This is a genomic window from Chromohalobacter israelensis DSM 3043, from assembly GCF_000055785.1.
GTDB classification, from domain to species: domain Bacteria; phylum Pseudomonadota; class Gammaproteobacteria; order Pseudomonadales; family Halomonadaceae; genus Chromohalobacter; species Chromohalobacter israelensis.
Genome location: NC_007963.1, coordinates 1,526,822 through 1,546,960 on the forward strand (window position 1 = coordinate 1,526,822; position 20,139 = coordinate 1,546,960).

At 65.3% G+C, this 20,139-nt stretch carries 15 protein-coding genes; 9 read left to right on the forward strand and 6 right to left on the reverse strand.

Features of this window, described 5'->3' with window-relative positions:
• The first annotated feature begins 27 nt into the window (after positions 1 to 27).
• Positions 28 to 840 (forward strand): peptidylprolyl isomerase, encoded by an 813-nt coding sequence (locus CSAL_RS06775; RefSeq protein ID WP_011506635.1) that lies wholly within the window; start codon positions 28 to 30, stop codon positions 838 to 840.
• Between the two features lie 7 nt (positions 841 to 847).
• Here CSAL_RS06775 and CSAL_RS06780 read toward each other — a convergent pair whose 3' ends face one another.
• Entirely contained in the window at positions 848 to 2,107 is a 1,260-nt protein-coding gene (locus tag CSAL_RS06780; RefSeq protein WP_011506636.1) for a Y-family DNA polymerase, read from the reverse strand.
• A 10-nt stretch (positions 2,108 to 2,117) separates the two neighbouring features.
• Positions 2,118 to 2,555 (reverse strand): LexA family protein, encoded by a 438-nt coding sequence (locus CSAL_RS06785; protein ID WP_011506637.1) that lies wholly within the window; start codon positions 2,553 to 2,555, stop codon positions 2,118 to 2,120.
• A 209-nt stretch (positions 2,556 to 2,764) separates the two neighbouring features.
• Here CSAL_RS06785 and CSAL_RS06790 point away from each other — a divergent pair, with 209 nt between their 5' ends.
• The 6 genes from CSAL_RS06790 to CSAL_RS06815 all read left to right on the forward strand — a co-directional run bounded on the left by CSAL_RS06790 (position 2,765) and on the right by CSAL_RS06815 (position 13,079).
• Positions 2,765 to 3,658: a LysR family transcriptional regulator gene (locus tag CSAL_RS06790; protein ID WP_011506638.1), complete on the forward strand. Its 894-nt coding sequence runs from the start codon at positions 2,765 to 2,767 to the stop codon at positions 3,656 to 3,658.
• Positions 3,655 to 4,458 carry a glutamate racemase gene (gene murI, locus CSAL_RS06795; RefSeq protein ID WP_011506639.1) on the forward strand — a complete coding sequence of 268 codons (804 nt, stop codon included), beginning with the start codon at positions 3,655 to 3,657 and terminating at the stop codon, positions 4,456 to 4,458. Before CSAL_RS06790 ends, murI begins: the two co-directional genes overlap by 4 nt.
• 67 nt (positions 4,459 to 4,525) lie before the next feature.
• Positions 4,526 to 5,647 (forward strand): tRNA (uridine(54)-C5)-methyltransferase TrmA, encoded by a 1,122-nt coding sequence (gene trmA / locus CSAL_RS06800; protein ID WP_043558109.1) that lies wholly within the window; start codon positions 4,526 to 4,528, stop codon positions 5,645 to 5,647.
• A gap of 169 nt (positions 5,648 to 5,816) precedes the next feature.
• On the forward strand, positions 5,817 to 10,655 hold the full coding sequence (locus CSAL_RS06805; RefSeq protein ID WP_011506641.1) for an NAD-glutamate dehydrogenase: 4,839 nt from the start codon (positions 5,817 to 5,819) through the stop codon (positions 10,653 to 10,655).
• 241 nt (positions 10,656 to 10,896) lie between these two features.
• Positions 10,897 to 11,946, forward strand: coding sequence for a hypothetical protein (locus tag CSAL_RS06810; RefSeq protein WP_043558112.1), 1,050 nt, complete (start codon positions 10,897 to 10,899; stop codon positions 11,944 to 11,946).
• A gap of 125 nt (positions 11,947 to 12,071) precedes the next feature.
• On the forward strand, positions 12,072 to 13,079 hold the full coding sequence (locus CSAL_RS06815) for a quinone-dependent dihydroorotate dehydrogenase (RefSeq protein ID WP_043558117.1): 1,008 nt from the start codon (positions 12,072 to 12,074) through the stop codon (positions 13,077 to 13,079).
• Positions 13,080 to 13,220: 141 nt separating this feature from the next.
• Here the strand turns inward: CSAL_RS06815 and rmf are convergent, their stop codons facing one another.
• Positions 13,221 to 13,430: a ribosome modulation factor gene (gene rmf, locus CSAL_RS06820; protein WP_011506644.1), complete on the reverse strand. Its 210-nt coding sequence runs from the start codon at positions 13,428 to 13,430 to the stop codon at positions 13,221 to 13,223.
• A 237-nt stretch (positions 13,431 to 13,667) separates the two neighbouring features.
• Here rmf and rlmKL point away from each other — a divergent pair, with 237 nt between their 5' ends.
• Entirely contained in the window at positions 13,668 to 15,866 is a 2,199-nt protein-coding gene (gene rlmKL / locus CSAL_RS06825) for a bifunctional 23S rRNA (guanine(2069)-N(7))-methyltransferase RlmK/23S rRNA (guanine(2445)-N(2))-methyltransferase RlmL (protein WP_011506645.1), read from the forward strand.
• Between the two features lie 40 nt (positions 15,867 to 15,906).
• On the opposite strand, the gene CSAL_RS06830 is transcribed toward rlmKL, so the two are convergent.
• Entirely contained in the window at positions 15,907 to 16,191 is a 285-nt protein-coding gene (locus CSAL_RS06830; RefSeq protein WP_011506646.1) for a WGR domain-containing protein, read from the reverse strand.
• 215 nt (positions 16,192 to 16,406) lie between these two features.
• Between CSAL_RS06830 and pdxB the strand changes: the two genes are divergently transcribed.
• Positions 16,407 to 17,558, forward strand: coding sequence for a 4-phosphoerythronate dehydrogenase PdxB (pdxB, locus tag CSAL_RS06835; RefSeq protein WP_011506647.1), 1,152 nt, complete (start codon positions 16,407 to 16,409; stop codon positions 17,556 to 17,558).
• Positions 17,559 to 17,692: 134 nt separating this feature from the next.
• On the opposite strand, the gene htpX is transcribed toward pdxB, so the two are convergent.
• Positions 17,693 to 18,595: a protease HtpX gene (gene htpX, locus CSAL_RS06840; RefSeq protein WP_011506648.1), complete on the reverse strand. Its 903-nt coding sequence runs from the start codon at positions 18,593 to 18,595 to the stop codon at positions 17,693 to 17,695.
• Positions 18,596 to 18,751: 156 nt separating this feature from the next.
• On the reverse strand, positions 18,752 to 19,984 hold the full coding sequence (locus CSAL_RS06845) for a pyridoxal phosphate-dependent aminotransferase (RefSeq protein WP_011506649.1): 1,233 nt from the start codon (positions 19,982 to 19,984) through the stop codon (positions 18,752 to 18,754).
• Positions 19,985 to 20,139: the final 155 nt, after the last annotated feature.

A 20,139-nucleotide genomic window follows, 5' to 3' on the forward strand; every position in this document is an offset into this window, starting at 1 on the left:
GTTGAGAAGAACTTCAAGGATTAAGCCATGCAGAAGATTGCTATCGAGCAGATTCCGGGGCGCGCCAGTCTCGCCCCCGTGCGGGTCGGCGAGATCTCCATCGATGAGGCCGCCATCGCCCGGGAAACGCAATATCACCCGGCGGAGAGCGCCGGCGATGCTCGGTACAAGGCGGCCCGTGCCCTGGTGGTGCGCGAGCTGCTGCGTCAGCGTGCCGGGCAGTTGGGACTGGCGGTGGAAGGCGAGTCGAATATCGAGGTCTCCATTGCCGCGCTGCTGGAGCGCGAGCTGGAAGTCCCCGAGCCCTCCGAGGCCGACTGCCGCCGCTTCCACGCCGCCCACGCCGAGCGCTTCAGCGAACCCACCCGTCTCAGGGTGCGGCATATCCTGCTGGCGGCGGCGCCGGACGATGCCGAGGCCCGTGATACCGGTTACCGTCTGGGTGAGACGCTTATCACGCAATTGAGCGAATGCCCCGAGCGCTTCACCGAGTTCGCCCAGCGCCATTCCGCCTGCCCCTCGAAGGACAAGGGCGGCGAGCTGGGCTGGCTGGCGCCCGGCCAGACGGTGCCCGAGCTGGATCGTGCCCTGCAGCACCTGGCGACCGGGCTCCATGCACGGCCGCTGGCCTCCCGCTACGGCTGGCACCTGGTGAGCCTCGACGCCCGCGAGGAGGGGCGGGCGCTGCCCTACGACGCGGTCGCCGAGCGGGTCCGGCACAGCCTGCGTGAACAGGCCACCCGCCGCGCCCTGCGCCACTACCTGCTGGCGCTGGAGGATGACATCGGTATTCAGGGGTTTCGGCTCGACGAACAGGCGGATGGTTCCCTGATGCAATGAGAGCCTGTCACCTGGCGCGTGCCCGAGGCAGCTCGTCCCAGCGCGTGGTATAGCAGGCCGAACGGTAGGCGCTGTTCATCTGCCAGGGGGCGTCGGCGGGCTGCGGACCCAGGGTCAGCGCCTGGCGGCCGTAGCGGGCGCGAATGGTATCCCAGGCATGCATCAGCGCCTCCTGCCGTGCCGGCTCGGCGCCGTCGAAGAGCGTTGTCTGGCTCTGTCGACGGGGCGTCAGCTCGGTGAGCATCACCCCCAGTTTTTGATAGGCCGCAGGCTGCCAGAGCCGTGCGAGCAGGCGTTGTGCCGCGCGGTTGAGTTGCTGGGTGTCGGCGCTGGGGAAGGGCAGCGCCGCCCATTCGCAGGCCTGGTGGAAACTGTCGGCATGATGCGGGTTGGTACGCATGTATACGCCGATGGCCGAGGCTTGCATGGCATCGCGCCGCAGCTTTTCGCCGGCGCGCTGGCAATGATGGCGCAAGGCGCCGGCCAGGGAGGCGCGGTCGCGCAGTGGCTGACCGAACGAGCGCGAACAGAGGATGCTGCGGCGTGGCGTTTCCAGGTCGCCCATCGACAGGCAGGCCTGGCCGTTGAGTTCGGCGGCGGTGCGCGCCAGTACCACGCTGAAGCGCCGCCGCAATACGCTGTCCGGCGTCTCGCGCAGGGCGGCGGCGGTCACGATGCCCATGCCGGCCAGGCGTGCGTTGAGGCGCTCGCCCACGCCCCAGACCTCGCGGGGCGACAGCCGGGCCAGGTGGGCTGCCAGTTCGGGCGCGTCGGCGCTTTGCCACACGCATACCTGAGGGCGTGTCGGCTGTGTCTTGGCCTGGCGATTGGCGAGCTTGGCCAGGGTGCGCGTCGGCGCGATGCCGATGGACACCGGCAGGCCGACCTGGCGTTGCACGCTGCGCACCAGGGTCGCGCCGAGGGCGTGCCAGTCCTCGCGCATGCCGCGCAGATCCAGGAAGCATTCGTCGATGGAGTAGGGCTCCAGCGTGGGAACCTGCTGTGCCAGCACCTGCTGCACGCGTGCCGAGAGGTCGCCATAGAGCGTGTAGTTGGAGGATTTCAGCACGATGCGCCGGCGCAGATGCGGGGCGATCTTGTGGGTCGGGATGCCCATCGGGATGTCGAGCGCCTTGAACTCCTCGGAGCGCGCGATGACGCAGCCGTCGTTGTTGGACAGCACACCCAGGGGAACGCCTTCCAGGCGCGGCTCGAACAGGCGCTCGCAGGCGGCATAGAAGTTGTTGCAGTCGATCAGCGCGAACATGAACGAGCGCCTATTCCTCGCCCTCGGCGGGCAGTGCGTGAATGACATAGCAGATGACGCCCCACAGGCGAGCGTCGTCGGGATCGAACGGCAGCGCCGCCAGGCGCGGCTGCGACGGCGCGAGGTACAGCCGCGACTGACGGCGCTCGAGGCGCAGCACGCTGAGTTCGCCGTCGATCACCGCGACCAGCCAATGACCGGGGCGCGGGGAGATCGCGCGGTCGATGACCAGTAGATCGCCGTGATGCAGGCCGGCGTGGCGATGGGCATCGCCTTCCAGGTGCATGAAGAACGTCGACGCGGGACGCCGCACCAGATGACGATGCAAGTCCAGCGGGGCCTCGCGGTAGTCGTCGGCGGGGGAAGGAAAGCCACTGGCCCCGCGCGACAGCGCCTCGCTCGAGGCTGGCGTCGGCGCGGCCGCGGGCGCGATCGGTGTCATGGGCATGGCAGGGCCTCGCGAACGAAATGGTCGATACTGTAAAAATAAACAGTATCTCTCCCGGAGGCAAGCCGAACCGTCTCATCCGGCCGGCGGGTCAGGTAGAATGCGCGCAGACGTTTTCGAGCACGTTCGTCCAGAACAGTCGTTACGAAAAGTCGTCAAGAACAATCGTCAAGAACCGTCGTTACGAGACGTCGATACGAGGGAGCCGTATGGACCGCCTGCAGGCGATGCACATCTTTCGTGCCGTGGTCGACGCGGGGAGCTTCGCCGGTGGCGCGCGCAAGCTGGAACTCTCCAACGCCATGGTCAGCAAGCAGATCGCCAAGCTGGAAGCCAGCCTGGGGGTGCGGCTGTTGACGCGTACCACGCGGCGCTTGCAGCTGACCGCCGAGGGCGAGCGCTATCTCAACGGCGCCAGTCGCCTGCTCGACGAATTGCAGGAGCTGGAAACGGGCCTCGGCGAGCAGCGTGGCGAGGTGCGCGGCAAGCTGCGTCTCTCCGCGCCGCTGGACTTCGGGGTGCGCGCGCTGATCCCGGCCCTGCAGGCCTTCGAGTGTCGTCATCCCGCGGTGATGCTCGACGTCGTGCTCGAGGATCGGCGCGTCGATCCGGTGGCCGAGGATTTCGATCTGGTGGTGCGCATCGGCGAGCTGGAGGACTCCAGCCTGATCGCGCGCCCGCTGATGGACATGCCGCGCCACGTGTATGCCGCGCCGTCGTACCTGGCGCGTCACGGGACCCCGACGCATCCCGCCGACCTGCGCGGGCATCGTTGCCTGCACTACAGCCTGGCCCGCGAAGGGCAGTACTGGCACTTCCAGGTCGAGGGCGCGCCGTATCGGGTCCGCATTCGCCCGGTCATGGCCTGCAACAACGGTCGCGCCCTGACCGAAGCCGCGATACGCGGCATGGGCCTGGTCTACAAACCGGCGTTCCTGGGCGAACCGGAAGTCGAGGCCGGACGCCTGGTGCGCGTTCTCGATGGCTTCAGCGTGGCACCGATCAGCGTGCACCTGCTGTATGCCGAGCGTGAATTCATCCCCGCACGTTTGCGGGCGCTGGTGGACACCTTGCTGGCACACTTTGCGGAGGCTCGCGCATGACGGCGCCGATCCTGATCTTCGACTCCGGCGTCGGCGGGCTGTCGGTGGTGGGGGCCTTGCGGGCGCGCCTGCCCGGCGCGGCGCTGGCCTATGTCTGCGACAATGCGGCCTTGCCGTACGGGACCAAGCCCGATGCCTGGCTGGTCGCGCGCATCGTGGCGGCGTGCCGCGCGGCGGTGGCGGCCAGCGGCGCGTGCGCGCTGGTGGTGGCCTGCAACACGGCCAGCACCTTGGCGCTACAGGCGCTGCGCGAGAGCCTGACGGTCCCGGTGATCGGCACCGTGCCGGCGATCAAGCCTGCCGCCCAGCTCTTGCGCAGTGGCGTGTTCGGGTTGCTGGCGACCTCGGCGACGGTATCGCGTCCTTATACGCAGCGCCTGATCGGCGAGTTCGCCACGCATTGCACGGTCATCCGGCTGGCCGCCGATCCGCTGGTGGCGCAGGCCGAGCGGGTGCTGGCCGGTCGTGCGCCCGACGAGGCGGTCATCGCCGCGAGCCTGGCGCCCTTATGGGAAGCGCCGGACCTCGATACCGTGGTGCTTGGGTGCACGCATTTCCCGCTGCTGCGCGAGACGCTGGCGGCCCAGGCACCGCGTGACGTGCGCTGGATAGACTCCGGCGACGCCATCGCGCGGCGTGTGGCGCAGGTGGTGACGCCCGCTCCGTGCAACATGCCCGGCGCGGGCGAGAGCTGGGCCAGTGCGCCGCACCGGCCGGGGCTGGCGCGGGCCCTGGCGGAATACGGTTTCAGCGCGCCGCGCGCCCTGTCGCTGCCCGACGTTTTCTCGGACAGAGCTTGATCTGCTGATATTCATGAGGCGGTATCGCCGTGGGCGAGACCGCGAGTTTTCGTTGAAAGGAGTTTTCGTGGCCGTACCCGTCGTCGAACCCGAACGTTACGAGGCCCAGCTCGACGCCAAGCGCGAGCGTGTCACGGCGCAATTCGCGCGCTTTTCACCGCCGGCGCTGGAGGTCTTTCCCTCGCCGCCGAGCCATTACCGTCAGCGCTGCGAGTTTCGGCTGTGGCATGAAGGCGATGACCTGTTCTATGCCATGTTCGAGGTCGACCCGAGCGACCCCAAGCGCAAGGAGGTGATCCGCCTCGACGACTATCCTGTGGCCAGCGAGCGTATCAACGCCCTCATGCCGGCGTTGCGCGAGGCCCTGTTGGCCAGCGACGTGCTGCGGCGCAAGCTGTTCCAGGTTGAGTTCTTGACCACCTTGAGCGGCGAGGCGCTCGTGACCTTGATCTATCACCGCCAGCTCGACGCGGCGTGGGAACAAGAGGCACGCGCGCTGCAGACGACGCTGGGCGTATCGATCATCGGCCGGGCACGCAAGCAGCGCCTGGTGCTCGATCGTGACCATGTCTGGGAGCGCCTGCAGGTCGAGGGGCGCGAGTTCGTCTATCAGCAGGTGGAAAACAGTTTTACCCAGCCCAATGCCGCGATTTGCCAGTCGATGCTAGGCTGGGCGCGGGACGTGACCCGCGAGAGCCGCGAGGGCGACCTGGTGGAATTCTACTGCGGCAACGGCAATTTCACGGTGGCCCTGGCCGAGAACTTCCGGCGCGTGGTGGCCACCGAAATCTCCCGGACCTCGGTGGCGTCGGCCAACGTCAATCTTGAAGCCAACGCCGTGGCCAATGCCGTGGTGGCGCGCATGTCCGCCGAGGAATTCAGCGCCGCCCTGGCCGGCGAGAAGACCGGGCGGCGGGTGGCGGCGCTGGCGCTCGACGAGCACACCTTCACCACGGCCTTGGTGGACCCGCCGCGGGCCGGACTCGATGCGCACAGCTGCGAGCAGCTCAAGGTCTATGAGCGCATCGTCTATATTTCCTGTAACCCGGATACGCTCGAGGCGAATCTCGAGCAATTGAGTGCCACGCATGTCGTGACCCGTTTCGCATTGTTCGATCAGTTTCCGTACACCGATCATTGCGAATGCGGCGTGTTGCTGGAGCGCCGGGCGCCGGCAGCGCGCGCGTGAGACCCCATGCACAACCGGCATACGCCATGAGGGAGCGTCACATCGGTGGGGTCGAGGGCGCGACAGGAGTAAGCTCGTATCACCGTGGCGATGCGTGCGGGAGAGGCATGCATCGCCGAAGGATCATTCACTGGCCGCGACACGCGGCCGGTCGTAGCCGAGGTGCTTGATGCAACACGTCGCGATCGAGGGCAAGGAAGACTTTCTCGCCCAGCTCAAGGAACAACTGGCCAAGCGTCTGCCGCAGGACAAAGTGCAGCGGATCGCCGCGTTCGCCGAGGATCTGTATGCCTCGGCGCCCTTCGAGGAAGCCGCGGAGCGCGGCCTCGACGATATCTACGGTGCCACGTTGTCGGCATGGCATTTCATGCAGACGCATGATCCCCGCGATGCCAAGGTGCGCGTGTTCAACGCCGACTTCGAGGAACACGGCTGGCAATCGCCGCACACCGTGGTGGCCGTGCTCCACGAGGACATGCCGTTTCTGGTCGACTCGGTGCGCATCGAACTCAACCGGCGCGGCCTGACGGTGCACGCGATTCACAACGCCGTGCTGGCGGTGGAGCGTGATGCCAAGCATCACCTCAAGCGTGTCACCTCGACCGAGGCCAAGGATGCACCGTCGGCACGCGAATCGATCATCCTGGTCGAAGTCGACCGCCACTCGGATGCGGCGACCCTGGATGACCTGCACGAGGGTCTCGAGGAAGTGCTGCGCGACGTGCGCGCGGCGGTCGAGGACTTCGACCCCATGCGCGACCAGGTGCGTCAGGCAATCAAGGAACTCAAGGCCAAGCGTCCCAAGCAGATCAAGGCCGACGATCACAAGGAAGCCATCGCCTTCCTGGAATGGTTGCTCGACGATCATTTCACCTTCCTGGGCTACGACGAATACGAGGTGGTGCAGGAAGACGGCCAGGATCGCCTGCGTCAGATCCCCAAGAGCGAGCTGGGCGTCTTCAAGCTCGATCAGCCGCGTTATCGCGAGCGGATCACGACCGACGAGGGCATCGAGGACGATCAGTACGTGCTGGTGCCGGAGCTGTTGTCCTTCGCCAAGAGCGCCTACCACGCGCGCGTGCATCGCCCCGCCTACCCGGATTACATCTCCATCGATCGTTATGACGAAGAGGGCCGCGTGGTCGGCGAGCGGCGCTTTCTGGGGCTTTACACCTCGACGGTCTACAACGAGTCGCCGCGCAATGTGCCGGTGCTGCGCAAGAAGATCGAAGCCGTCATCAAGGCGGCGGGCGTCAATCCCAAGGGTCACAACGGCAAGCAGCTGACGCAGATCCTCGAGGTCTATCCGCGCGACGACCTGTTCCAGATCGACACCGACGAGCTGGCGCGTACCGTCTTCGGGATCCTCAACATCCGTGAACGGCGCAAGGTTCGACTGTTCATTCGCGAGGACCGCTTCGGTCAGTTCTATTCGTGCCTGGCATTCGTGCCACGCGACGTGTTTTCCACCGAACTGCGCGTGCGCATCCAGAACATGCTCTGTGAGGAGCTCGACGCCACGTTCGGCGATTTCAACACCTACCTTTCCGAGTCGGTGCTGGCGCGCATTCAGTTCATTCTGCGCTTCAACGGCGAGCGCCCGGCCGAATATGACGTGCGGCGGCTCGAGAAGAAGATTGCGGCCCTGTCGCGGAGCTGGCGCGACGATCTGCAGTCGGCCATGGTCGAAGGCTATGGCGAGGAGCAGGCGAACCGCTTGATGCAGCAGTATCGCGAGGCGTTTCCCAGCAGCTACCGCGAGGACTTCTCCGCGCGTACCGCCGTCTACGATATCCATCATCTCAGCGAGCTGGATGCACCGGCGCCGATCAGCCTCAGCCTGTACCGGCTGGTCGAGGAGAACATCGACGGGGTCAACCTCAAGCTGTTCCACGCCGACCACCCCATCCCGCTCTCCGATGTGCTGCCGGTGCTCGAGAACCTGGGGCTGAGGGTGATCAGCGAGCGTCCCTACGATATCCAGTGCCCCGAGCGGACCTACTGGATTCACGATTTCACGCTCGAGCATCGTGGCGACGGCGTCGTCAATCTGCAGGAAATGCGTGACGTGTTCATCGAAGCGTTCACGCGGATCTGGACCGGCGATGCCGAGAGCGATGCCTTCAATCGTCTGGTCATCGGCGCCAACCTGGCCTGGCGCGAGGTCGCCGTGCTGCGTGCCTATGCCCGCTATCTCAAGCAGTTGCGGTTCGGGCTGTCGCAGGACTACATCGCCAACACCCTGGCGAGCCATCCGGAGATCACCCGCGAGCTGGTGACGCTCTTCGAACTGCGCTTCGACCCCGACGACACCGCCAGCGAGGACGAGGTCGACGAGTGCGTGGCCCGCATCGAGGGTTTGCTCGATCAGGTGGCCAGCCTCAATGACGACCTGCTGCTGCGCCGTTACGTAGCGCTGATCCAGGCCACGCTGCGGACCAATTACTATCAGCAGCGCGAAGACGGCGAGCCCAAGGACTACATCGCCTTCAAGCTCGAGCCGACGCGGGTGCCGGACATGCCCAAGCCGCGACCGATGTTCGAGATTTTCGTCTACTCGCCGCGTGTCGAAGGGGTACATCTGCGTGGCGGCAAGGTCGCGCGCGGCGGGCTGCGCTGGTCCGACCGCCACGAGGACTTCCGGACCGAAGTGCTGGGGCTGGTCAAGGCGCAGCAGGTCAAGAACGCGGTGATCGTGCCGGTGGGCGCCAAGGGCGGCTTCATCTGCAAGCGCATGCCCGAAGGCGCCGATCGCGACGTCGTGCAGAAGGAAGGCATCGCCTGCTACCAGATCTTCATTCGCGCCCTGCTGGACGTGACCGACAATCTGGAAGGCGGCGACGTGGTACCGCCCGAACGCGTCGTGCGTCACGACGATGACGACCCCTATCTGGTGGTGGCCGCCGACAAGGGCACCGCCACCTTCTCGGACATCGCCAACGCCATCTCGCTGGAGTACGGCCACTGGCTGGGCGATGCCTTCGCCTCCGGCGGCGAGCATGGCTACGATCACAAGAAGATGGGGATCACCGCCAAGGGGGCGTGGGAATCGGTCAAGCGCCATTTCCGCGAAATGGGCCTCAATACCCAGGAAACGCCCTTCAGCGTGGTGGGGATCGGCGACATGGCGGGGGACGTGTTCGGCAACGGCATGCTGCTGTCCGACAAGATTCGCCTCGTGGCCGCCTTCAACCACCGGCACATCTTCGTCGATCCCGACCCGGATCCGGCGGCGTCGTTCAAGGAGCGTCAGCGGATGTTCGAACTGGCGCGCTCGAGCTGGGAAGACTACGACACCTCCTTGATCTCCAAGGGCGGGGGCGTGTTCTCGCGTGATGCCAAGTCGATCACCATCACGGCCGAGATGAAGAAGGCCTTCGACATCGAGGCCGGCAAGCTGTCACCCAACGAGCTGATTCGCGCGATTCTCGTGTCGCGTTATGACCTGCTCTGGAACGGGGGCATCGGGACCTACGTCAAGGCCGCCGACGAGACCCATGCCGATGTCGGCGACAAGGCCAACGACGCCCTGCGCGTCGATGGCGGCGAGCTGCGCTGCCGCGTGGTCGGCGAAGGCGGCAACCTGGGGCTGACCCAGCGCGGTCGCATGGAGGCGGCGGAGAAGGGCGTGCGCGTCAACACCGACTTCATCGACAACGCCGGCGGGGTCAATTGCTCCGACCATGAGGTCAACATCAAGATCCTGCTCGACGACATCGTCAAGCGCGGGGACATGACCGACAAGCAGCGCAACCAGATGCTGGCGGAGATGACCGAGGAAGTCGGGGAGCTGGTGCTGCGCGACAACTATCGTCAGACCCAGGCGCTCTCGCTGTCGGAAATTCTCAGTCAGCAGGGCATGGGACCGTATCGCCGCTTCATCAACGAACTGGAAGCCGCGGGCGGCCTGGATCGCGAGCTGGAGTTCCTGCCTTCCGACGAGGTGCTGATCGAGCGCGCCAATGCGGACAAGGGGCTGACGCTTCCCGAACTCTCGGTGTTGATCTCCTATGCCAAGAGTGCCCTGAAGACCGATCTGATCGCCTCCGATCTGCCGGACAACCCGCACGTGCAGCGGCACATGGCACGCGCCTTTCCCCATACGCTGGTCGAGCGCTTCTCGGACGAGATGTATCAGCATCGCCTGAAGCGCGAGATCACCGCCACGCAGATCGCCAACGACCTGGTCGATCACATGGGCATCTCGTTCGTGCGGCGTCTGCGCGATTCCACGGGCGCCTCGCGTGCCGAGGTGGCGCGTGCCTACATCATCGCGCGTGACTGCTTCAATCTCGAAGGGCTCTGGGAGCAGATCGAGGCGCTCGACTATCAGGTCGACAGCCAGGTCCAGTACGGCATGATGCTGGACCTGATGCGCTTGCTGCGTCGGGCCACGCGCTGGTTCCTGCGTCACCGCACCAGCCAGGGCATTCAGGAGGCCATCGAGTACTTCGCGCCGCGCGTCACGCAATTGCAGGAGAACATCGGCAAGCGCCTGCGCGGCGAAGATCGCGAGACGTGGGATACGCGCCGCGATGAGCTGGAAAAGGCCGGAGTGCCCCAGCGTCTGGCGAGCGTTATCGCGGCGGCCGGCAGCCTCTACGCCGGTCTCGGCATCATCGAGGCGGCGCGGGCCACCGACGAGAAGGTGCAGCGCGTGGCCGAGGTCTACTACGAGATCGGTCATCGCCTGGAGCTGCCGTGGATGAACGGCCAGATCAATGCCCTGAAGGTGCGCGACAGCTGGCAGGCGCAGGCGCGCGAAACCTTCCGCGACGACCTCGATCGCCAGCAACTGGCGCTCAGCATCAGTGTGCTCAAGATGGAAGGCGCGCCGCGTGACGTGGAGCCCCGCGTCGACCAGTGGCTGGAGCGGCATGCCGGGCTGGTCGAGCGCTGGTGCGGTCTGCTCGACGAAGTGCGTTCGGGCTCTCAGGGCGGCTTCCCGTTGTTCGCCGTGGCCATTCGTGAGCTGGTCGATCTCGCCGAGAGTAACGGCGAGGGGTGAGTCCGGTCACGCCACCCCGAGTGCCATGTTCGGGGTGGCGTCGTTGGCGAGGCTGATAGCGTCAGGTAAGGTGGCATGACGTCGTGGCGTAGCGTTTGTCGGTCGCTTGCGCATCGCCTCTCATCGTGACGACAAGGCAGCACAATTTTCCTCCCAGCCGAGCCTGCAAAAGAGGCATGGGCGTTTAGGTCTCTGATATGCTGTGCCCCGACTCAGGTTCGAAGCCAAGTAGAGAAGCCCCATGAATCATCGCGTGATTACCACAATGCTTGTGGCCTTGGGACTGGCCGGAACGGCGCAGACGGCCATGGCGCAAAGCGCCGCGCAACAGAAGGCTCAGGAAGCTGCGGCCAAGATCGACCTTACCGATTTCTTGCAGTCGAGTTCCGACGCGCGCAGCCAGAGCTTTTTCTTCGGTGGGACGCAGACGCACCCTTTTACCGTCGAAAAGGCCGGGCGCTATCAATTCCGCAGCTCGACCCTGCCGGGCGACTCCGATGACTATCGTATCGAAGCGACGCTGCTCGACGCCCAGGGCAATGAAATTGCCTCGGAATCGGGGCTGGGTCAGAACGATGGCTTGACCATGGAGCAGCGCCTGGAACCTGGCGATTACATGCTGCGTGTATCCGGTCAGAAGTTCGGCACCAAAAAGACGGGAGGCAACAGCTTTGTTGTCACCGTCAGTGGTCTGGATGCCCAGGGCAACCGGCTGTCGAACGATGAGAGCGGCGTCGACGACGGTGGCGGCATCATGTTCGGCGGACCCGGCAAGGATGGTCGCACCACGGCCTTCGTCGATGACGAAGATGCCGTGGCAACCATCGCCGCGCCGCGCCCTGAAGCGACCGAGGCAGCCTCCGATGTGGCCGCCGGCGCCACGGCGTCGTCGGGGGCCGCAGCAAGCAGCGATAATGATGGAGCGGCCGCGCAATCGGGTGACGAAGAGGCCCTGCCGCAGGCGTTCGATGAAATCGTGGCCGATATCGCGATTCGTCAGCGCGGTGAAGTGCTCAGCTTCGATGTCGCCGAGGCAGGCACCGTGTCGGTGACCAGCTCGACCTTCCCCGGCAACGAAGGCACCTATCGTCTCGAGGCGCGTATTCTCGACGAGAGCGGTGATGTCGTCGCAAGCGATGCGGGCGAGGGTTTCGAGGGCGACTTCGATATCGAGACCACTCTGCAGCCCGGGCGTTATCACATCTGGGTGAAGGGCCAGAAGTTCGGCTCCGCGATGAGTGGCGTCAACAACTATACGTTGCGTGTGCAGCAGCTCGATACGCAGCCGTAAGCGACGCCCGAGTGTCGATGCAGGGCCCGTCTCGCCGCATGGCGAGGCGGGCCCTGCGCTTTTGCATGCGCATGAGCTATACTAGCCGCCCGCCGTTTCCCGCTTTTCGTTTCGCCCGAGGACTCATGTACCCGCTGGCTCGCTCGCTACTGTTCCGTCTCGACCCCGAAACCGCTCACGGTCTCGCACTCGCTTCGCTGTCGGGGGCACATCGCCTCGGCCTGACCAAATGGCTCGGCGGTGAACGCGTCGAGGCACCGGTGACGCTCATGGGTCTGACGTTCCCCAATCGTGTGGGGCTGGCGGCAGGGCTCGACAAGAACGCCGAGCATCTCGATGCGCTGGGTGCGCTGGGGTTCGGCTTCGTCGAAGTGGGCACGGTGACGCCGCGTCCGCAAGCGGGCAATCCCAGGCCGCGTCTGTTTCGCGTGCCGGAACGCGGCGCGATCATCAACCGCATGGGATTCAACAACGCCGGCGTCGACCGACTCGTCGACAACGTGCGCAAGAGCCGGTACGCGGGCGTCATCGGCATCAACATCGGCAAGAACCTGGATACCCCGGTGGAACGCGCGGTGGACGATTACCTGACGTGCCTGCGCAAGGTGCATGCCCACGCGCATTACGTCACTGTCAATCTGTCGTCGCCCAACACGCCGGGGTTGCGCAACCTGCAATTCGGCGAGCATCTGGATGCGTTGCTGGGGACGCTGCGCGAGGAAAAGCGCCGCCTCGACGAGAGCCACGGTCGGACGGTGCCGCTGGCCGTGAAAATCGCGCCTGACATGCAGGCCGAGGAAGTGGCGCTGGTGGCACGCTCGCTGGCTGACCATGCAGTGGACGCGGTCATCGCCACCAATACCACGATCGCGCGCGACGCGGTCGAGGGGCTGGCACATGCCGAGGAGTTGGGTGGCCTTTCCGGGCGGCCGGTATTCGAGCCTTCCAATGCGGTGATTCGCGAGTTGCGCCGACACCTGCCAACGCTGCCGATCATCGGCGTGGGCGGTATCGACAGCGGTGACGCCGCGAAGGCCAAGCGCGAGGCGGGCGCGGATCTCGTCCAGGTTTATACCGGCTTTATCTACCGTGGACCGTCGCTGGTGGGGGAGTGCGCGCGGGCATTGACATAACGGCGGGATGGCAAGGCGTCGTGGAAGCCGGTGGTGGAGCGTGCATGAAGGTCAACGCATGGCAACTAAAAAGGCCCGCGCCGCGGGCCTTGTCGTGGACCTGTCAATGGGGCGTTGAGCCAGGTGCCACCGAGGGTTCTTTCATGACAGTACCATGGGGTTCTTGTGGATGCCGGAAATCCCCGTCATGCCGGCCCACTGGTCCCCGCGACCTTCACGCCAACCGCTCATCCAGTATTCGCGGAGGTTGATGTCCTGGCTTGGGCAGTCATCGCGAGAGCGCCCCGTCATGCCAGCCTTGTATCCGTGAACATAAGCACGCTGGAAGCGATCACGTTTCTGTCGTTTCATCGGATGGCCTCTTTCAAGAACCGATTGTTGAGATCTGACAGTACATGCCGACAATGGGGTACCCATCACCGCCATGAACCGGGACGTCCGGACACGAAACGCATGCGTTTTCAGTAGCTACACTTCTAATCTTTAGCGCGTTGGCGCGGATTTGTCGACCAGCGATTTGGCATAAGCCAAACGTTCCATGTAAACCACAGGAATATGACCGGTGCGTGGCGCCGGGATGACGACTTTATGAACGACGTGCAATCCCAACCCTTGACGCTCTACATCGCCTGTCCGCGTGGGCTCGAGGGCTTGCTGGCCGATGAACTCGCGGACTTCGGCGCGGAGGTGACCGGCACCACCGTGGCGGGCGTCCATGCTCAGGCCGATACGGCGATGGCGTATCGCATCTGCCTGTGGTCGCGCCTGGCGAATCGCGTGGTGCTATGTCTTCTGCGCGAGCAGGGCATCGAACGTCCCGAGGCCTTGGTCGAGGCGGCGCGACGGGTGGACTGGGGCGCTCACCTGCGCGCCGGGAGCAGTCTGGCCGTGGATTTTCACGGTCAATCCGAGCATATCCGTCATACCCGCTTCGGGGCGCAAAGCGTCAAGGATGGCATCGTCGATGCGATGCGCGCGGCCGGGCGCGAGCGGCCGGCCGTCGATCTCAAGACGCCCGATGCCCGTATCTATGCACACCTGCATCGTGGGCGTCTGCTGCTGGGGCTCGACCTGGTCGGAGGCAGCCTGCACCAGCGTGGCTACCGCCGTGACGCCGGCCACGCACCGCTCAAGGAAAACCTGGCCGCGGCCCTGTTGATGCGCGCCGACTGGCCCGCTCGGGCGCGGCGGGGCGAGCCCCTGGTCGATCCGCTGTGCGGCGCGGGGACATTGCTCATCGAGGCGGCGCTGATGGCGGCGGACATTGCCCCCCAACTGTCGCGCGACTATTTCGCTTTCGAAGCCTGGGTGGGGCACGACCCCGACGCGTGGCGGGAGCTCCAGCGCGAAGCGCAGGCGCGCGCCAACGTCGGGCGTCGTCGTGTGAAGTCGAAGCTGTACGGGCGCGATCAGAGCCCGCCGGCGATCGCCGCCGCCAAGGCCAACGCCATGCGCGCGGGGATTCCCGCCCTGATCGATCTGCAGGGCGCCGAGGTGGCGCAACTCACGCGGCCGGAAGGCGTCGACGGGCCGGGGCTGGTCATCACCAACCCGCCGTACGGCGAGCGCCTGGGCGAGCTGCCCGAGGTGGTGCCCATCTACACCGCCCTGGGCGAGCGCCTGCGTGCCGAGTTCGAGGGCTGGCAGCTGGCGCTGTTCACCGGCAACCCCGACCTGGGGCATCGCACGGGGCTGCGTGCCGAAAAGCAGTATGCGTTCAAGAACGGGCCACTGGACTGCAAGCTGCTGCTGATCCCGGTCGTGGCGCAGCGTACCGAGCGCGAGACGTCCTCGGAAGGCGACGAGCCGCAGGGAGCAAGTGGGGCGACGTCCCGCCCCGGCCCTCGCAACGACGGGGCCCAGATGTTCGCCAACCGTCTGGAAAAGAACCGCAAGCGGTTGAAGAAATGGCTCAAGCAGTCCGGCGAGCGCTGCTATCGGCTCTATGACGCGGACATGCCGGAATACGCCCTGGCAGTGGATGTCTACGGCGACCGTGTCCACGTGCAGGAGTATGCGCCACCGCGCTCCGTGGACCCGCGCCAGGCACAGCGTCGCCTGCTCGACGCTCTGGAAGTCATTCCGCAGGTCCTGGGCGTGCGTCCGGAAAGCGTGCATTACAAGCAGCGCACCCGGCAGGCGGGCAAGGCGCAGTATGCCAAGCAGGATGCCAGCGGCGAGCGGTTCGAGGTCAGCGAAGGCCCGGCGCGGCTATGGGTCAATCTGCGCGATTACCTGGATACCGGGCTGTTCCTGGATCATCGTCCGGTGCGCCGGCGGTTGCGCGAAATGGCCGACGGCAAGCGCTTCCTCAACCTGTTCTGCTACACGGGCACGGCCACGGTGCAGGCGGCCCTGGGTGGCGCGAGCGACAGCGTCAGCGTCGACCTGTCCAATACCTACCTGGCCTGGGCACGCGACAACTTCGCCCTCAACCGCCTCGACCCGAGCCGGCATCGCGTCGTGCGCGACGACTGCCTACGGTGGCTGGAAACGGCGGGCAGCGAGTTCGACTTGATCTTCATGGATCCGCCGACGTTCTCCAATTCCAAGAAGATGGACGCCGTGCTCGACGTGCAGCGCGACCATGCACGGCTCATCGAGCTGGCCATGGCGCGCTTGGCGCCGGGCGGCACGCTGGTGTTTTCCAACAACCAGCGGCGCTTCGTGCTCGATGCCGCCGTCGGGGAACGCTTCGCGGTGGAGGACATCTCGGCACGCACGTTCGACCCGGACTTCTCGCGGCGTCCGGACCTGCATCACTGCTTCCTGATTCGCCACCGCTGAGCGGTGCCGGTAGCAGGGAGGTCGTGTGGTTCGGCGGCGCTCAGGCGCCGTCGAGCAGCGACAGCTGGCGCATGGCTTCCTGGGCTTCGGGGCTCGAGTCGTCGCTCGCCTCGAAGACCTTGGCGAAGCCGCGCGAGGTCTGGATATGCGCGACGTCCTCGAGCCATGTCATGGCCTGGGCGTAGCTGTCGGCCAGCTGGTGCTTGAGACCGCCGAACTGGGTGCCGATCTGCCCCCAGGCGCGGCTGAATATCCAGTCACCGAACATGTCCTGATGGACATGCACGAGGACGTAGTCGTGTTCACTTTCCCAGCGGACGATCACGCGAACTCCTGGTGGCGCCGTGATGACGGCGATGAAACATGACGATGCGTCACCACCTCATGACGGGCTTGTGACGTATCTTTCGCGGGCCTACTATCGAATACCGGCAAGCTGGCCCCGGATGCCTGTATCGGGGCGGCCGTGACCGGCCAAGAGGCGCCTTGCGCGTATTGTAACCGGCCGCCGGACTTGGACAAGGGAGAAAAGAGAAGGTCATGCGCATCCTGGTCGATGAAAACATTCCCCTGGCGGACGAATTCTTCGGAGAGCTGGGCGACATCACCCGCTTGCCCGGCCGCGATATCGACGCGGCGGCGGTACGCGAGCAAGACCTGCTGGTCGTGCGCTCGATCACCCGCGTGGATGCGGCGCTTCTGGAAGGTTCCCGCGTGCGCTTCGTCGGCACCTGCACCATCGGTACCGATCACGTCGATCTCGATTACCTGCGCGAGGCGGGCATCGGGTTCGCCAATGCTCCGGGATGCAATGCCGACTCGGTGGTCGACTACGTGCTCTCGAGCCTGCTGCTGCTGGCCGAGGAGGATGGCTTCCATCTGGCCGGCAAGACCATCGGCATCGTCGGAGTCGGCAACGTGGGCAGCCGCCTGGCGGAGCGTCTCGACGATCTCGACGTCGAATGCCTGCTGTGCGATCCGCCACGCGCCGAGGCGGAAGGGCGCGAGGATTTCCTGTCGCTCGATGCGCTGCTCGAGCGGGCCGAGATCGTCTGCCTGCATACGCCGCTGGTGACGGAGGGCGAGCATGCGACCCGGCACCTGCTCGACGCGTCGCGCATCGACGCCCTGGCGCCGGGCACGGTGCTGATCAACGCCGGGCGTGGCGCCTGTGTCGATAACCAGGCCCTGCGCGAGCGGCTGCAGCGCGCCAACGACCTGCGGGTGGTGCTCGACGTGTGGGAAAACGAGCCCGGCATCGACCCCGCACTCTACGATCTCGTGGACATCGCCACGCCGCATATCGCCGGGCACAGCATCGACGGCAAGATGCGCGGCACCGAGCTGGTCTATCAGGCGGCGATGCGTCAGTTCGGGCTGCCGGCACGCAAGAAGCTGGGGCAGCTCAAGCCCGACCCCTGGCTGCGCAAGATCGTGCTGACGCCCTGGGCGCCGCCGCTGGAAGCACTCTCGCTATGCACGCGGGCCTGTTACGACGTGCGCCGCGACATGCTGGCATTCGACCGCTACCGGCGGCGCATGGGCATGGCAACGGGCTTCGACGCCTACCGTGCCGAGTATCCGCTGCGTCGCGAGTTTTCCACCTTGCGGGTCGAGCTCAAGCAGAACAAGGGCGGCCTGCGCGATGCCCTCGAAGGCTTTGGCTTCAAGGTCAAGCTGTCCAGCAAGTAGCACGTGGCAAGTAGCAAGCGGCACGTGGCATGTCGCCTGACGTCATGCAGCGTGCCGAGATGAAAACACCCACCGACCTTTTGATGACATTCAGGGCCGGTGGGTGTTTTGCGTTGCGCAGCAGCCTGCCGCGATCATTCGCGATAGGCGCTTTCCTTGAGGGCACGGATGCGGTCGTCCAGCGGCGGGTGGCTGGCGAACAGCCGTTCCATCAGCTTGCGGGTCTGTCCGGTGGTGATGGCGAAGGCCGTCAGCGTATCCGGCATCTGATCGGGCATTTGCGTCTCGGCCTTGAGGCGCGCCAGGGCATTGATCATCGCGCCGCTGCCGGCGAGCTTGGCACCGGCGGCGTCGGCGCGGTATTCGCGGAAGCGCGAGAACCAGGCCACTACCATCGAAGCCACCAGGCCGAAGACGATTTCCGCCACGATCACGACCGCCATGTAGCCGAAAAAGCCCAGGCCGCCGCCCTCGTCGTCGCGACGCAGGAAGCTATCCACCAGTTGCGCCACGATCCGCGCAAAGAACATCACGAAGGTGTTGAGAACCCCCTGGATGAGCGCCAGGGTGACCATGTCGCCGTTGGCGACGTGGCCGATCTCGTGCGCCAGTACCGCGCGGATTTCCTCGGGACGCATGCGTTCGAGCAGGCCGGCGGAAACCGCGACCAGGGCATCGTTCTTGTTCCAGCCCGTGGCGAAGGCGTTGGACTGTTGCGCGGGGAAAATCGCCACCTCGGGCATCTTGATGCCTGCGTCGCGCGCCAGTTCGCCGACGGTGTCGAGCAACCAGCGCTCGGTGGCGTTGCCGGGCTGTTCGATCACCTTGGCCTTGGTGCTCATCTTCGCCATCCACTTGGAAATGAACAGCGACACCAATGAGCCCGCCATGCCGATCACGAAGCAGAAGATCAGCAGGCTGTTCATGTTGAGCCCGTTGGCGTTGAGGTAGGGTTCCACGCCTAGCAGTCGCAACGTAATACTGGCCACGAGCACCACGGCCAGGTTGGTCGCCAGGAAAAGCAGAATTCGCATCATCGGTGGGTTCCCTCAGTCAGTGAGTCAACAATGGGTATGTCGATTCTCGTTGGCCATTAGATACGGCGTCTTGCCCCGGGTTTCAAGGCAAACATCGTTTTTCGTTGAAAGAACGATGATTTGCCCAGGCCAGACATGTCCCGGGCAAATGCCGCCTCATTGACGGTAACGCGACAGGAAGTTGGCGAAGCGGTCCAGGGCGTCGCCGAGCTGGTCGGCCCACGGCAGGGTGACGATGCGCACGTGGTCCGGCGAGGGCCAGTTGAAGGCCGTGCCCTGTACCAGCAGGATCTTTTCCTGCAGGAGCAGGTCGAGCACCAGCTTCTGGTCGTCCTGAATGTTGAAGACCTCGGGATCGAGACGCGGGAAGGCGTAAAGCGCGCCCTTGGGCTTGACGCAGCTGACGCCGGGAATGGCGTTGAGCTTGTCGTAGGTAATGTCGCGCTGAGCGAGCAGCCGCCCGCCGGGCAGCACCAGGTCGTTGATCGACTGATAGCCGCCGAGCGCCGTCTGGATAGCGTGCTGGGCGGGTACATTGGCGCACAGACGCATCGAGGCCAGCATGTTGAGGCCCTGGATGAAATCGTCGGCCCGCTGTTTGCCGCGGTTGCCGGACAGGATCATCCAGCCGCTGCGAAACCCGGCGCAGCGGTAACTCTTGGAGAGGCCATTGAGCGTCACCACGAGCTGGTCGTCGTCGGCCAGCGCGCCGGTGGATACGTGCTCGACGTCGTCGTAGAGGATCTTGTCGTAGATCTCGTCGGAAAACACCACCAGCCCATGACGCCGCGCGATCGCCAGCAGTTCCTTGACCACTTCCGGCGGATAGACGGCGCCGGTGGGGTTGTTGGGGTTGATCAGGACGATGGCCTTGGTGTGCGCGGTGATCTTGTCGCGCACGTCGTTCAAGTCCGGCGCCCAGTCGGACTGCTCGTCGCACAGATAGTGCACCGGGCGTCCGCTGGCGAGATTGGTCGCCGCCGTCCACAACGGATAGTCGGGGGCGGGAATCAACACCTCGTCGCCATCGTCGAGCAGTGCCTGCATGGCCATGACGATCAACTCGGAGACGCCGTTGCCGATGAAGACATCCTCGATGCCTACATCGGGAATCCGCTTGCGCTGGCATTCCTGCATGATCGCCTTGCGTGCCGAGTACAGCCCCTTGGAATCGCAGTAGCCCTGTGCCGTCGGCAAGTTGCGCATCACGTCCTGAAGGATTTCCTCCGGGGCTTCGAACCCGAAGGGCGCGGGGTTGCCGATATTGAGCTTGAGGATGCGTTGCCCTTCGTCCTCGAGGCGCTTGGCGTGGTCGAGCACCGGGCCGCGAATGTCATAACAGACGTTGTCGAGCTTGTGCGATTTCCGAATGGGGGTCTCGGTATCCATGGGGCTTCCGTTTGCTGCGCAGCCGATGGGGTGGAGGCGGTGTTTCCGTACCGTCGGGGCGGGCTGCCGCGCCGTTTCCTAGCATACCGTGGCGCGCGGGCCACGCAAATGGCGCGCGCCTGATATCACCTCGTGCAAGGCGATATCAGGCGCGA

What these genes read in the sequence shown, in the direction of transcription:
- CSAL_RS06775 (WP_011506635.1), top strand. Translation starts at nt 28, where the DNA reads ATGCAGAAGATTGCTATCGAGCAGATTCCGGGGCGCGCCAGTCTCGCC.
- CSAL_RS06780 (WP_011506636.1), bottom strand. Translation starts at nt 2,107, where the DNA reads ATGTTCGCGCTGATCGACTGCAACAACTTCTATGCCGCCTGCGAGCGC.
- CSAL_RS06785 (WP_011506637.1), bottom strand. Translation starts at nt 2,555, where the DNA reads ATGCCCATGACACCGATCGCGCCCGCGGCCGCGCCGACGCCAGCCTCG.
- CSAL_RS06790 (WP_011506638.1), top strand. Translation starts at nt 2,765, where the DNA reads ATGGACCGCCTGCAGGCGATGCACATCTTTCGTGCCGTGGTCGACGCG.
- murI (WP_011506639.1), top strand. Translation starts at nt 3,655, where the DNA reads ATGACGGCGCCGATCCTGATCTTCGACTCCGGCGTCGGCGGGCTGTCG.
- CSAL_RS06805 (WP_011506641.1), top strand. Translation starts at nt 5,817, where the DNA reads ATGCAACACGTCGCGATCGAGGGCAAGGAAGACTTTCTCGCCCAGCTC.
- CSAL_RS06810 (WP_043558112.1), top strand. Translation starts at nt 10,897, where the DNA reads ATGAATCATCGCGTGATTACCACAATGCTTGTGGCCTTGGGACTGGCC.
- CSAL_RS06815 (WP_043558117.1), top strand. Translation starts at nt 12,072, where the DNA reads ATGTACCCGCTGGCTCGCTCGCTACTGTTCCGTCTCGACCCCGAAACC.
- rmf (WP_011506644.1), bottom strand. Translation starts at nt 13,430, where the DNA reads ATGAAACGACAGAAACGTGATCGCTTCCAGCGTGCTTATGTTCACGGA.
- rlmKL (WP_011506645.1), top strand. Translation starts at nt 13,668, where the DNA reads ATGAACGACGTGCAATCCCAACCCTTGACGCTCTACATCGCCTGTCCG.
- pdxB (WP_011506647.1), top strand. Translation starts at nt 16,407, where the DNA reads ATGCGCATCCTGGTCGATGAAAACATTCCCCTGGCGGACGAATTCTTC.
- htpX (WP_011506648.1), bottom strand. Translation starts at nt 18,595, where the DNA reads ATGATGCGAATTCTGCTTTTCCTGGCGACCAACCTGGCCGTGGTGCTC.
- CSAL_RS06845 (WP_011506649.1), bottom strand. Translation starts at nt 19,984, where the DNA reads ATGGATACCGAGACCCCCATTCGGAAATCGCACAAGCTCGACAACGTC.